The sequence below is a fragment of the Gemmata palustris genome (assembly GCF_017939745.1).
Lineage (GTDB): Bacteria > Planctomycetota > Planctomycetia > Gemmatales > Gemmataceae > Gemmata > Gemmata palustris.
The window spans coordinates 2,310,542-2,322,953 of record NZ_JAGKQQ010000001.1 but is presented as its reverse complement, the minus strand read 5'-3'; the positions used below and the strand labels follow the sequence as shown (position 1 = coordinate 2,322,953).

Genomic DNA, 12,412 nt, shown 5'->3' with positions numbered 1-12,412 from the left:
CGCCCTCCCGGAACGAACACGGGCCGCCCACTGAGGCGGCCCGTCGTGCTCCACAGTCAACCACGTCACTCACGCGACCTCGGCCGCGGCCCGGAGCTTCGCCACAGCGCCCCGCACGACTTGGCTCACCCGCTTGTCCGTGCAGCCCTGCTCCCGTGCGAGCACCCGGGCCGGCTCGCCGCGCCCGAGCACCCGAAGCGCCGCCTCCCGGTACCGCGGTGACAACTCCGCCAGCTCGAACAGGGAATGTACTTCGTCCCGTGCATCGAGGTCGTGGCCCACGTCCGGGGACCGGTCGGCCACGAGGGCGAGGGGATCGAGGTACTCGCCCGTGTCGGGGTCGAGTTCCGGAAACGGGTTCACGACGAGGGCTCTTTTGCACCGCCGGTGGTGCTTGAGCACGGCGGTGATCGCCCACTTCACGGCAAGCCTCACTAGCCCCGCGACCCGCCGCGGGCGCCCCGGGTCCGCTTCGAGTTCCCCGCGCGCGATCTTCTGGGCCAGGCGCCACAGGGCGAGCGTGGCGGCGCTCTCCAGATCGTCCGCGTGCCGCGGGTGCCGGTGCGCCCACTTGCGCGCGAGCCCGCGGGCGAGGGGGAGCCACTGTTCCAGGAGCGCGGTGGCGTCGGTGTGGGTCACGTGCCGATCTCCAGGAGCGAGAAGTCGGCGGGCTCCAAAACCTTCTCGATGTACGCGTACCCGGGAACCGTGACGATGGCGCCGGTGACCGGGTCCGGGATCTCTTCTTCTTTGACCCACAGGTACTCCCAACCCTTCTTCGTGAAGACGCCCGGCCCCGGGATCGCGGGGAGCCCGTCCGTCGCACCGGGCGCGCTGGGGCCGCAGACGATCACGTTGTTGTCGTTCTTCTGCACCCCGAACTCGAACGTGATGCTCCACCCGTCGTTCTGCGTGTACGTCCCGTAGGCGCTCATGAGCAGCACCTCCCCTTCCTCCCACCCATAGAACGGGGCGTTGTTGGGCTTGCCCGCGATCGCGCTCAGGGTGTTCAAGTACCCCTGGGTCACCGTGGCCCGGGCGATCGTGCGGCTGAACGTGAACGCCGCGGCCGGGGGCACGTCGCACCCTTGCGTCTTGCCGTCCCGGTCGACCCCGATGCGGCGCTTGAAGTCCGGGGCCGCGCCGCCCCCGCGCTTCGCCTTGTCCACCGTCCCGAGCGACGTCGTGAGGTGCAGGGTGGGCGCCTGGATGCGGAACGTCCACCCGCTCGTGAGCGGGGTTGTCGGGCTCCCCGGGCCGCTCGGCGTCATGGGCGGGCCGCCGTCGTTGCCGACGCCGCCGAGGGGCTGATCCCCGCCACCCACGCCCGTGGTGCCGTAGTTGACCTCCACCGCGTACACGTTCGCGGCCCCGTTCTTCGACTCGATTTTGAGGTCGTTGCGAACGAACCCGTTGAGGTACGGGAGCGTGCCCGCGAGCGCGGCCAGGAACACCGCGGCCTTGGTCTCGCCCGCGGTGGTGACGACGGTGTACTTGAGCACCTGGCCCCCGCCCTGGGCGCCGTAGTGCAGGTCCCCGGAGTCCGGAGATTCGACAACGCGGATGGCCACGGAATCACCTCGGTTGAACGTCGCGACGGTACCACATGCGGTGCGCGCCCCGGAGGGGGCGCGCTCACCCGATCTCGAGCCGGCTGTAGTCCGCGTAGTCGAACACGCGCTCGATGTACACGGCCTCGGGCTGCTTCACCATCTGCCCGCTCACGTCCGTTTTGCCGTACAGGACCCACATGTAGTCCCAGCCGCGCTTCGTGAGCACGCCGGGTCCCGGAATGGCCGGGAGCCCGTCCGCCGCGCCAGGGGCGCTGGGGCCACAGATGATGACGTTGTCGTTGTTCTTCTCGATGCCGAACTGGAACGTAATGCTCCAGCCCTCGCCCTGGGTGTACGTGCCGTCGGCACTCTGGAGCAGGACCTCGCCGGCCTTCCAGAAGTAGAAGTCCGCGTCGTTGGGTTTGCCCGCGATCTGGCTGAGCGTGTCGAGGTACTCTTGCGTGACGTTCGCCCGGGGCACGGTCCGCTTGAAGGTGAACGACGCCGGCGGGGGCACGTCGCACCCCTCGACCTCCATGTCCGGGCCGTTCATTGAAACGCCGATCGCGCCCCGGAAGTTCCGGGGCACACCGCCGCCGCGCTTCGCCCGGTCCACGGTCTCTTTGGACTGCGTGATGTGCAGGGTCGGGGCCTGGATGGAGAAGCTCCACCCGCTCGTCAGGGGCGTGTTCGGTGCGGCCGGTGCCGTCGCGTTCGTGGGCGGGCTGCCGTCGCTGCCGACGCCACCGAGGGGCTGGTCGCTTCCGCCCACACCGGTGGTCCCGTACTCGACCGTCACGGTGAACACGTTGGGTGCTCCGTCCTTGGAGTCCACCTTCAAATCGTTCCTGATGAACCCGTTGAGGAACGGGACCGTTCCGGCCAGGGCGTACAGGAAGATGTCCGCCTTGTTCTCCCCGGCGGTGGTGTGCGCGGTGTACCGGAGCGTCTGGCCCCCGCCGCTGGCCCCGTAATGAACGTCGCCGCTGTCCGGCGCCTCGACGATGCGAATAGCCACTTACTTGTCCCCCTGAATGCGGTACTCGTGTGCGTTAGTGCTGGTCGGGTCCGGGGTAGGTCACTCGTCGCGGTGCTGAGCCGTCCTGTTACGTGCCGACGGCTTTGACCCGCCCGTCGGCCAATTCGCGCGCATGCCCCGCCACGAGGAGCCGATCGAGAGCGGGCTCGGCCCACGCCGGGACCAGGCCGTCGAACACTTCGGCGAGCGTGACCGGGGCGGCGAAGGTGCCGAGACGGGCGAGGAGCTCGGCTTCGAGAGCACGGTGCGCGGGATCGGGGACGAATGCGCGCGGGGTCTTGGTCGCGGTCATCGGAAGGGCTCCTCGGGCACAACCCAGGCGGGCGCGTGGAACGCGGGCCGCTCGACTAAACTGATCTCGGTCAGAAGCGCCCGGGTGACGACCTTGACCGTCTCACCGGTGGAGAGCGTTTGGTGGCGGAACTCCGTGGGGCCGGCCGTCATCGAGCACCACGCGACCGGGATCGGCGAGTGGACTCGCGCCTGCCACGTCAACCCGTCCTCGCTGAGCCAGAGCTGTAAGGTGCCGTCCGCGGTGCTGGCCAGGTCGCGAGCGGGATCGTGGTTGACCCGCAGCTTGATTCCGGGGCCTTCGCCCCGGAGGGCCTGAGCGACCGTGTCATCGAACGCGCCGGGTAGGTACACCGTGCGGTACCCCGGTTGCCCGTCCAGGTTCGACCCCGGTAACCGGGACAGATCGCCGATCGGTAGCCGGCCGGCGATGAGCGGCGCGCGAGCCACCGGCGCGGCCCCGAGAGGGGCGGCGGACCAACCGTGCGGCAGAACGAGCCAATCATTCATAGCGGACCCCGTCTCGGGTGTGGAACGGGATCAACCGACGACGAGCATTTCCGCTTCGGTGCGCGCGATCTGACTCGCCAGGGCGTGAAGGGCCTGCTCCGCGTCGGCCAGCTGGACGCGGGCGAAGACCGCGTCACTCTCCGCCCGTTCACGGACCCCCAGTGCGGACGCCCGGGCTCGGGTGTCGTCCTCGAACGACCGCACGCGCGGATCGGACGGGGCCGTGGGGAGCGGGCGCTCGATGAACACCGTCAGCCGTGCCAACTCGGTCCGATGCCGCTCGGCCGTCGTCGCAACCGACGAGTGCCGGGCCTGCAGGTCCGCGAGCCGCTGGCGGATCTCGCCAGGGGCCGTAGCGCGAAGGGTATCCACGGCGTCACGGGCGGCGAAGATCTCGGCCCACGCCGCATCCTTCGCGGCCTGAACGGGCTCAACTGCGGCCGCGTGCGCGGTGTTCAGTTTCGCGATCGTGCTCTCGTGCTTCGCCTTCTCCGCCAGAAGCCGAGCCTCGTAAGTGGCCTGCAGATCCTCCAGCTTGGCGCTTGCGGTCGCCAAGGCCTTCTCGGCGGCCGGTTGAGCGGCGATCGCCCGGGCGGCCGCGCGACGAGCCTGGATCAATCCCACGTCGGTCCGGAGATCAGCGAGCGTCCGGCCGGACGCTTCCACCACGGTCACGATGGCGCGGGTCTCGACGTCGCTTTCGTTGGCGACCGACTGGACGAGTGCGCGGTAGTCTCTCTCGGCGGTGTGGCGAACATCCGCGAGGTCGCGGTCAAGGCGGTCGAGAACGGTGGACATCGATGTGCCTCGGCGAGTGTGTTACTCGGTTCGAGGTTATCTCGCACTCGCCCGGCAAGTAAGGGCGGGAGAACTGTCGCGGAAGTGATTCAGCGGAATGCGTACAGCTGCTGTAACGCAGGTCACCCGTTCCCGGCCTCGAAGGTCTCGCGGGTGCGCATCCGGTGCCCGCAGTTGAGGCACGACTTGCGGCGGACGGTCGAGCCGGCCCGGTGCCGTGTCCAGTCCACGCGGAGCCGGCAGTCCCCGCACTTCGGGCAGCACAGCCCGATCCTCGTGACCGTCTCGCACCCGCCGCACGTCATGTTTCTCGTGACGACCCCGCTCGGGGACCGCGTGCAGCACACGGCGTGCAGGCGGTGCCCCCGGCACTCGGCGCAGTACGCCCCTTTCCCCTGGACCCGCGGCTTCTTGGGCGTGCTCAAGACGGGGGGCCTTTCGCGAACGGCGCACGGGGCCGCTGCACGTCGCGTGCGCGGCTGGAGTGGGCACGGGTTCAGGTGAAGCAACGAGGGTAGTTTAGCTCACGAGTCGTGCGAGAAACAGGTTGGCGGGCCGAGGGCTGCTTGGTCAGCGAGGCGATTGAAACTCGAACTTGATGCAGGGCCACTCGGTTTCCAGGAGGCGCTCGACCGCGACAGATTCCCGGCTCCACCCGCCGCTCCTGGTCGCGCGCCGGCACGTGCGGGCCACTATTGGCCTTTGCCCGGTTTGCAGCACGATTCCTTCGCCCGCCTCCGCATACCAATCGAGGCCACTCGTCAGATTCACCGCGCGCACCGGATGCGTCGCACGTATGACCTCCTCGCGGAGGAGCCAAGACGCGGCGGAGCAGGTAATGGTCTCAACGAAGCCGCGGGAGAAGAAACACGTAACCGATGTGGCCGAGGTGCTGAAGAGGGTGACGAATCGTTCCCGCAAGTTGTAAGCCCAAGAGTGCCCAGCTTCACCGACTGAGGTCCATTCCCAGCAGCAGTTTTTCGCGCGAAAGGAGTCGAACTCCTTGGCGCGTAAGTCGGCTACAGGGGCGCAATGCGAGCACCACCTCTGAAGGTGTTTCGGTTTGTCGCTGTTGGCGTTCGCGCAATCGCGCTCCTCACCACACTGCGGGTGCCCTTCCAGTTGGCACTGTGCCCGCACGAACTCGGCACGCGCACTATCGCCCAATTGCTCACACACCGAGGCATACACGAGCCGGAGATCGTCCCGCTCGGGCTCGGCCAGCACGCGCTCAAGGGCGCCGTCGAGGGGCCGATCGTGCTCGTCGAGCCAGTCCGCGTACACCAACCGGGCAGTGGGATCTTGTGGCTGAGCCTCGATCGCGTCGAGGAAAGCAGTTTCGTCGTTCATGGCGGGTGATCACTCGCATCACATTGAGTCACCCACGTTACTCGACGGGCACAGCCGCGACTACTTCTTCTTCGACCCCGCCCGCGATCGAGGTGTTGACGCCAACAAATAATCCCGGTCAGAGTGTCTCCACCATTTTCCAGGCGTCGCGCGTAACACTCAGACGCCCACTCTTTCGTGATACCACGAAGGAGCAATGGTCAGAGCGACAGCGTGAACCCGGGACTTCCCGTTGGGGAGGGGGTACCGAAGCGCGGCACTCCGACCAATTTAGTCGCGAGCCTAAATTGATCGCGGTCACGTCTTCTTCGCTCTCGACCCCAAAGCCGCCATCCCTTCCGGCGTGAGCTTTAAATGCGAGAGCCGGCCACCTTCGCCGTGGGTGCCGACCAGGAGCCCGGCTGCGCACAGGCGATGCACCGCTCGAAGGAATCTTACCCGCCTGCGATTTGAGAGCGGGATACCGCCGTTAAACCACCTCGAAGGCGCATACCGTGGCCCGAACTCACGTTCCTCGCGCAGGTCTTCCCGGCCCCAAAAATCCTCTTTGGGCGGGTCCGGAATCTTCTCGATGTCCCGCTCCAGGGCACGACACGCGATGAGGATGTCGCGCTCGGTTTCGCTGAGTTTCGTAGGCTTCGGTGGCATCAGGGTGTTTCTATGTATCTGTGTCTCAAAGTATCAATGTTCGTATGTTTTATATTATGACAACAAACTGTATCTTTATTCAAGCCTGTTCCCTGTGGGGTGCTTTTCGGCCCTGCTCGGGGAAGGACCCGTGACATTCATGCCGTTTTCAGAATGTCGAGGGGTCAGGATTTTGTTAGGTGAGCCTAATTTGTTTAGGATCAGCTGATAGCATCGCGAGTGATGCTGTTTGTTCAGAGTTAGTTACGTCCCGTTCTCCGTGCCGCCGTGAGTCAGAATGCAGTACGTCTCCGGCGAGCCCGCAAAGTGTGACCTAGAGTTCTTGTGAAAAAAGGTCCGCATTACTGGGTCGGGAGTTCCGCAATGCTGTTCGCTGCCGTAACGCTGTTCGCTGCCGGAATCGATGTTAACAGCCGAGACTATAAGAATGCCCAGATGTTCGGCGCGTTGACCGCCGGTGCCGTCTGTGGCCTCTGGCCGCTGCTCAGCGGGTTCAGCAAGGGCCGCCCGATCCTGGGCATCATTGGCTTCTTTACTTGCATCCCCAGTGCAGTCTTTCTCGGATGCCTCCTATCCCTGCCGGTCGCGTTCGTCTTCAAGCTCCTGATCGGGGCGATGGGGTCACCGAAGCCGCCGAGAAAAGATGACTTCCCGGACGAGCCTTTCAATCCCTACGCGAACGGCAAGCGGTCTGCATTCTGATCCCGAGATCGTGCTCCCGGCCGGGAGAGTGCGTCATCTGGCCCGGCGGTGCTCGGTGACGACCCGAGATCGCACACCCGGAGCGACCGGGGTGACGGTCACGATACCGACGGCTCCCGGGCTCATCCCGAACTGCTGCCCGAACTGCGGCGTTTCAAAATCCGCATTACACAACGGTCGCCGGAACTGGCCGTACCGTGCGCACTGCTCCTTGTCGAACGCCATCAGTGCGCTGAGTGTTTCGATACCTGGCGGTAGTTGCACGAGCGGTGTGGCGATCAATGACGGGTTGGGGCCAGTGACCTGCCGGGCCAGGCGGTCGATCGTCTCGGCCATTGTCGGTTTCCGAGTCCGTACCATCGGTCAAGTCCTCTTGGGTTGGTTGAGAGGTCATGTGGAGCTGCCTACCGGATGATTCGCCAGCTCCGTTCACCTGCGGCGTCGCAGATCTCTTCCGCACCGCATTCGGGCCGGACGGCCTCGAGTAACTCGCGATCGAACCCGGCACGGGCGGCTTCGGCTGCGATCGGTTCCACGCGGACCGGACCAGTCACGAGCCGCTGCATGAGCCACTCGGAGCACGCCGCGACCCGAGACTGTGGCTCTGCGTTCCCCTCCTGCCAGTCCTGCCAGTCCTGTCTAGTCCTGCCAGTCTTGGGACTCTTACCTTCTTCTTCCTTCTCTTGAGAGGGGGGTGAAGACTGGCAGGAGTGGGAGGACTCGCAAGACTGGGAGGAGTCGCAGGACTGGGACGCGGGACGCATGGGGAGCGGTGCGCCTTGCGGCCCGATCCACATCCACCACGGGCCGCTCTTCTCGAACGGCTTACTGGATAAGCGGTTAGGGTCCGTCTTGTCGGGTACGCGGAGTCTCGCCTTGGCCGTCTTGTACACCTCGAACGAGTGCCCCGCCTTCCGGACCGCCTTCTCGACTTCCTCGTCCGGCCACGAGAACGCGCCGAGGAGCCTGACGATGTGGTTCATGCACCCTTCGACGTCTTCCTTTTTGGTCTTGGCCCGACCGCCGAGAGAGTTCGGGTCGACCGTGACGACGCCTTCCCACTTCTGACGGAACATTTGCTTCGAGAGCTCGGCCACCTCCTCGGCGTCCATGTCCGGCCAGGCCGTGAGCAGCAAGGCACGGGCCTCGCCCTCGGTCAAGGGCTCCATGCGGTACGCCAGACCGCCCCCGCCCGACGGGAGCACGTTCGCCTTGATGGGGAGCATGAGCTTCTTCTGCTCGTCGTCGGTGTCGGGTGCGATCATGTACGCGAACCGGACCGCGTTCACGTACCCCGTTGACCCGCTCACGCGCTGGACCGCCGACACGTTCGCGGTCTTGTTCAGGTGCTTCACCAGGAGTGTCGTCGCGCCGGTCCGGTTGCACACCTCGGACAGCGGGCCGAGGACCGCGCGCAGGTCGGCGTCCTTGTTCTCGTTCACCCCGGACCGCGCGATGTACGCCCCGGCCGGGTCGATCGTGATGAACCGGATCTCGGGCGCGGACGTGATCAGCTTCTCGAGCTCCCGGAAGTGCCCCATGTGGAAGTCGAGCGTCTCGCCGTCGGGTTTCATGCGGACGCCCTTCACCCGCAAAACGCGGCCCATGTCGGCCCCGAGCGTGAGGAGCCGCGGGGCGATGGTGCGCTCCCAATCGTCCTCGCACGAGATGAGAAGCGCGCTACCCTTGACCGGGTCCGGGTACACCAGCCCGAACGCGCACCGGCCCGTTGTGACGGCTGCGGCGAGTTCCAACGTGGTCATGCTCTTGCCGTGCCCGCCTTCGCCGGCCAGGAGCCCCATCATCCCGGCCGGGATCCGGTCCCGGACCAACCACCGCATCGGCTTCGGCCGCAGACCGGCGAGCGACTCGACCACCATTTCGCCCGCGGGCACCGCCTCTTGGCGATCGCTCTTCGCGCTCGGGTCCGGTCGGGACCGGTCCTCGACCATTTGCAGGAGCCGCAGTGCGGTCCCGCCGCTCGCCAACCAGTCGGAAACGTCGCCCTTCTCGGGCAGGCCGGGCAGCTCAAGAACGACGACTTGCCGCGCGCTGCCCCGGAGCGACTTCCGCACGTCCTCGGCGTGCGCGCGTCCGGGAGCGTCGTTGTCCGGGATCACGACCACCCGTCGGCTGCGGAGTTGCTCGGCGTGCTCCGGTTTCCATTTCCCGGCGCCCATCGGGTTCGTCGTGGCGACCAGGCCCAGCGCGGTGAGCGCGTCGGCATCCTTCTCGCCCTCCACGACGAACACCCATGCGCCCTTGTCCGCGGCGACCAGGCCGGGCAGCCGGTAGAGGACGCGGCGCACCCCGTCGAGGTCCCAGGCCCACTTGTTACCGCCGGTCGGGCGCCGCTGGCGGAAGTCCTTGTTCTTCGGTGCAGGCGCCCACAACCGCACTGCCTGGAACAGCACCTTGCCGGCTTCGTCCTTATAGTCGTAAGCGGCGAGCACGCGGTCATCGAACGAGGCCTTCGCGGGTGACGAATCGTCGAACAGGTCCGCCAGCGTGATCCCGAGGGCGGCACAAACCTGCGCCGCCGAGCACCCGGCCGAGCGGCACCGGAGCAGCACACGGCCACCGTCGCCGATGTCGACGTCGAGGGACGGGTCGCCGTCGGCGTGGGCCGGGCACAGGCACTTCCACCCGGAGCCCCGCTGCTTGATCGGTCCGCGCGCGGAGAGGAGCTTCACGACCCGATCGGCGGCCCGCTCCCGGCACTCACTGGCACCCGATTTCTGGGCGCTCCGGCTCATTAGGGCGCCTCTTCAGTTCGTGGTGTGTTCTTCGGTTTCTCGTTGCTGACGACCCCGGCACGGGCGGTGTCGCCGGCGAGCAGCTTCTTCAGCCACTCACGCACACGCGGGTCACAACCCGGCCGATCGGCCGCGGAACGGAGTGCGGCGGCCAGGCCCGCGGCCGGCGGTTTGGTGACGAGCTTCTTCTTGGTGCGGCGGGTCGGCCGCGCTGTTGCGCGCTCAGCGGGCATGCGGCACCGCCTTCTGCTTCGGCGGTTGTTGCGGCTGCTCGTGGACGCGGACGGAAACGGTCAGCAGCACCCGCAAGCGCCGAACGAGCTCGCGGGTCTCTTCGAGTTTCTCTCGCACCGCTTCCGGCGAGGGGATGTGAACGAACGGGTCGAAGGGTCGGCGCGCCATGTGGAACTCCCGTGGGGTACGGGAGTGATCAAATCACATCGCGATGGTGCATTTCTGGGGCGGATCTGGTGCATTTCTCAGAAAAATGTGCACCAGTTTCGCACCATCAACCGATCGGACCCGCGGTGATGTGGTTGTTGAGGCGGTACATCTTCCAGCCGAGCCTCTTGATCTTCTTGTGGATCCGTTTGTACATGCTCTCGACGTGTACATCACCGAGCTTGAGCTTCACATCTGCGAAACGCACTTCGCCCCCTTTGGCCACGAGCATCGCAAGATCTAATTCGTGCCCCTTCAAACCGACCTTGTTGATCACTTCGATCAATCTGGGGAGTCGAACTGAGGCCGATGTCTCTGGCGCTGCGTCGACCTTTGCCTCAAGTGGGACGAGTTCTTGACCACCAGTGCGAAGTTCAAGTGCAACCGTCTCTAATGCCTGTGAGACGCGATCGGGCCTAGCGAGGACGAGCTCGCAAACGTGCTGATCGTACCGTTCAACTCGATCCATGAGTCGGCCCCATAAGGACGATCGGTCGTCCGCGCGTAGCAATTCGGCCCGGGCGGCATCCAGACGGTTTTTCAGTTCGTCCGTCAGGTAGCGTGAGTGGGGGTACACGATGTCGCGCCCCCGATAGACCCGAGAGAATCGGTCGATCACCCTCGAAAAGTTGGCGAGTTCCGCACTGGCGCGATTGAGAGGAGCGAACTCGCATTCGGTGGAGGCGACAGCAACCAACGTGTGAGCGGTCGAGTGCGGGCTGTGATAAGTGATGGCCGCGCCACCTCTCGCTGCGCCCTCATCCCCGTCGCCAACGCGTTGCAGGCAAGACGCCCAAGTCACGGCCGTGTAGTCCGCCAAAGGGAGCAATTCATCCGCCTCGGATGTGAGACAAAGGGTACGGATAACTTCCTGTCGCTCGCCAGGTGACAGTTCCCCCGGGTTGAGCAGCGCGACCTCAGCGCGAGCGAAAGCGGTGTTCGCTCGCTCGATCCGCCGGTACACGTCTTCGAGTGGGAGACCGCAACAAGGGGCGAACTGTCGAGCGGCATCAACGGCAGTTGCCCAATCAACACACAAGCCCACCTGTTTCTTGCGGGAAACGGGCCGGCCGGGTTCGGGATCCAACTCCTGGAGCATAGAGTCGAGAAACTTACTGAGCAGCGCGAACGGGTTAACGACGTCGTGCCCGCGGTCCCGAACCCATGCGTCTGCGCTGGGTGTGTTTGGCATTTTGACCTCGCACGAGGAGGGGTCACCGGGCAGCCGGGCGATCGGCGAGCGGGTGCGAGTCCGCTGCTTTCACGCCCGGCCTTCGACGGGTAGCTACTCCCGTCGCCCGGTGTTCGGAACGATGCTATCTCGGGTTCCCGTCGCGGTACAGGTTGGGAGTCGGCGCACTGGTCGCGCCCGTAGACTCGCACACGACCCACCCATTCGACTCGCGGCGGATGTGACCCGCGATTTTCAGTCGCTGAATCGCGTGATTGACGGTGTCTCGGCTCGCGAAGTCGTTGGTCCGGCGATCGAGTTCCCGCACGATGCCCTGGGGTAGTGAGCCCGGTAGATCGCGAATGACGCGGTACACGGTCCGCTCGGACGGGCGGAGACACCTGACCGCCCAAGGTAGATCCGCGTTCACCGCCACAGAACCGGTTGCGGAAAAGCTCCTGGGCGTCGGAGCGAACAGCGTGCAAAGGTCGCACACGATCTCGATCGTGCCGTCCTTGTTCACGTCGAGAAACAGTCGCCCGGCCCCACAGTTCGGACACACCTCCGCTAAATCGCAAGGCTGCGACGCGACCGGTACGCGAAGGAAGGAACCGATCGGGGCAAGGAACGTGACTGGTTCGTGTGCCCTGTGATTGACGCGGCGCACGGAAAGATTAGACTTCATGTGCGAAGTCTCCTCAGAAGGGGATTTTGTTTACCGGAACCGGTGGGGAGATGTTTGGCGACTGACTCCCACCGGTTTCCGGTTTTAGCGGAAGAGTGACCTACCCAACCGCCGAAGAAGAGTGTAACTGATCAGTTACACAATGCAAGTCTCCTTGCGCACTTTTTCCGGGTGGTGACGATGAGCGTGCTGACCGTGGCGAAGAGCAGATTAACCGGCAGCTCTTTTGGCGCTCGACTCCGTTGCGCGAGAGAATTGGCAGGCCTCTCTCAGCACGAGCTTGCGGAGGCTGCGGGAATTCACCGTGTAAATCTCAACCGATACGAGACGGACAAGGTGAAGCCCGCAGTAGATGTCGCGTGGAAATTGGCTGATGCGGTCGGTGTTAGTCTTGATGAGCTTCGCGGGGCAAAGCCCGAAACCGAATAGCCCTGTGTTGAGTGGTTGCGAGATGGCCAACTTCTCCAC

The 12,412-nt window shown here is 65.4% G+C and carries 16 protein-coding genes; 2 read left to right on the top strand and 14 right to left on the bottom strand.

Going from position 1 to position 12,412, the window contains the following annotated elements; all coding sequences use genetic code 11:
- Nucleotides 1-69: 69 nt before the first annotated feature.
- From J8F10_RS09430 to J8F10_RS09395, 8 genes are all read right to left on the bottom strand, one after another.
- Nucleotides 70-639 (bottom strand): sigma-70 family RNA polymerase sigma factor, encoded by a 570-nt coding sequence (locus J8F10_RS09430; RefSeq protein WP_210653579.1) that lies wholly within the window; start codon nucleotides 637-639, stop codon nucleotides 70-72.
- Complete coding sequence (locus J8F10_RS09425) at nucleotides 636-1,571, bottom strand: hypothetical protein (protein WP_210653578.1); 936 nt, start codon at nucleotides 1,569-1,571, stop codon at nucleotides 636-638. Before J8F10_RS09425 ends, J8F10_RS09430 begins: the two co-directional genes overlap by 4 nt.
- Nucleotides 1,572-1,635: 64 nt before the next feature.
- On the bottom strand, nucleotides 1,636-2,571 hold the full coding sequence (locus J8F10_RS09420) for a hypothetical protein (RefSeq protein WP_210653577.1): 936 nt from the start codon (nucleotides 2,569-2,571) through the stop codon (nucleotides 1,636-1,638).
- An 88-nt stretch (nucleotides 2,572-2,659) separates the two neighbouring features.
- Nucleotides 2,660-2,884, bottom strand: coding sequence for a hypothetical protein (locus J8F10_RS09415; RefSeq protein WP_210653576.1), 225 nt, complete (start codon nucleotides 2,882-2,884; stop codon nucleotides 2,660-2,662).
- On the bottom strand, nucleotides 2,881-3,393 hold the full coding sequence (locus J8F10_RS09410) for an HK97 family phage prohead protease (protein ID WP_210653575.1): 513 nt from the start codon (nucleotides 3,391-3,393) through the stop codon (nucleotides 2,881-2,883). The genes J8F10_RS09415 and J8F10_RS09410 overlap by 4 nt, the downstream gene beginning before the upstream one ends.
- A gap of 30 nt (nucleotides 3,394-3,423) precedes the next feature.
- Nucleotides 3,424-4,191 (bottom strand): hypothetical protein, encoded by a 768-nt coding sequence (locus J8F10_RS09405; protein WP_210653574.1) that lies wholly within the window; start codon nucleotides 4,189-4,191, stop codon nucleotides 3,424-3,426.
- 122 nt (nucleotides 4,192-4,313) lie between these two features.
- Nucleotides 4,314-4,616, bottom strand: a complete 303-nt coding sequence (locus tag J8F10_RS09400; protein ID WP_210653573.1) for a hypothetical protein — start codon at nucleotides 4,614-4,616, stop codon at nucleotides 4,314-4,316.
- A gap of 145 nt (nucleotides 4,617-4,761) precedes the next feature.
- A complete protein-coding gene (locus J8F10_RS09395; protein ID WP_210653572.1) occupies nucleotides 4,762-5,541 on the bottom strand; it encodes a TIGR02996 domain-containing protein in 780 nt (259 codons plus the stop codon).
- A 1,011-nt stretch (nucleotides 5,542-6,552) separates the two neighbouring features.
- On the opposite strand from J8F10_RS09395, the gene J8F10_RS09390 reads away from it, so the two are divergent.
- Nucleotides 6,553-6,891, top strand: coding sequence for a hypothetical protein (locus J8F10_RS09390; protein WP_210653571.1), 339 nt, complete (start codon nucleotides 6,553-6,555; stop codon nucleotides 6,889-6,891).
- Between the two features lie 33 nt (nucleotides 6,892-6,924).
- Here the strand turns inward: J8F10_RS09390 and J8F10_RS09385 are convergent, their stop codons facing one another.
- The 6 genes from J8F10_RS09385 to J8F10_RS09360 all read right to left on the bottom strand — a co-directional run bounded on the left by J8F10_RS09385 (nucleotide 6,925) and on the right by J8F10_RS09360 (nucleotide 11,944).
- On the bottom strand, nucleotides 6,925-7,227 hold the full coding sequence (locus J8F10_RS09385) for a hypothetical protein (protein WP_210653570.1): 303 nt from the start codon (nucleotides 7,225-7,227) through the stop codon (nucleotides 6,925-6,927).
- A 68-nt stretch (nucleotides 7,228-7,295) separates the two neighbouring features.
- On the bottom strand, nucleotides 7,296-9,647 hold the full coding sequence (locus J8F10_RS09380) for an AAA family ATPase (RefSeq protein WP_210653569.1): 2,352 nt from the start codon (nucleotides 9,645-9,647) through the stop codon (nucleotides 7,296-7,298).
- Nucleotides 9,647-9,880, bottom strand: coding sequence for a hypothetical protein (locus J8F10_RS09375; protein ID WP_210653568.1), 234 nt, complete (start codon nucleotides 9,878-9,880; stop codon nucleotides 9,647-9,649). The genes J8F10_RS09380 and J8F10_RS09375 overlap by 1 nt, the downstream gene beginning before the upstream one ends.
- On the bottom strand, nucleotides 9,870-10,049 hold the full coding sequence (locus J8F10_RS09370) for a hypothetical protein (RefSeq protein ID WP_210653567.1): 180 nt from the start codon (nucleotides 10,047-10,049) through the stop codon (nucleotides 9,870-9,872). Before J8F10_RS09370 ends, J8F10_RS09375 begins: the two co-directional genes overlap by 11 nt.
- Before the next feature lie 106 nt (nucleotides 10,050-10,155).
- Entirely contained in the window at nucleotides 10,156-11,280 is a 1,125-nt protein-coding gene (locus J8F10_RS09365) for a hypothetical protein (protein WP_210653566.1), read from the bottom strand.
- 124 nt (nucleotides 11,281-11,404) lie between these two features.
- Nucleotides 11,405-11,944, bottom strand: a complete 540-nt coding sequence (locus J8F10_RS09360) for a hypothetical protein (protein ID WP_210653565.1) — start codon at nucleotides 11,942-11,944, stop codon at nucleotides 11,405-11,407.
- Between the two features lie 180 nt (nucleotides 11,945-12,124).
- Between J8F10_RS09360 and J8F10_RS09355 the strand changes: the two genes are divergently transcribed.
- A complete protein-coding gene (locus J8F10_RS09355; RefSeq protein ID WP_210653564.1) occupies nucleotides 12,125-12,373 on the top strand; it encodes a helix-turn-helix domain-containing protein in 249 nt (82 codons plus the stop codon).
- Nucleotides 12,374-12,412 lie beyond the last annotated feature (39 nt).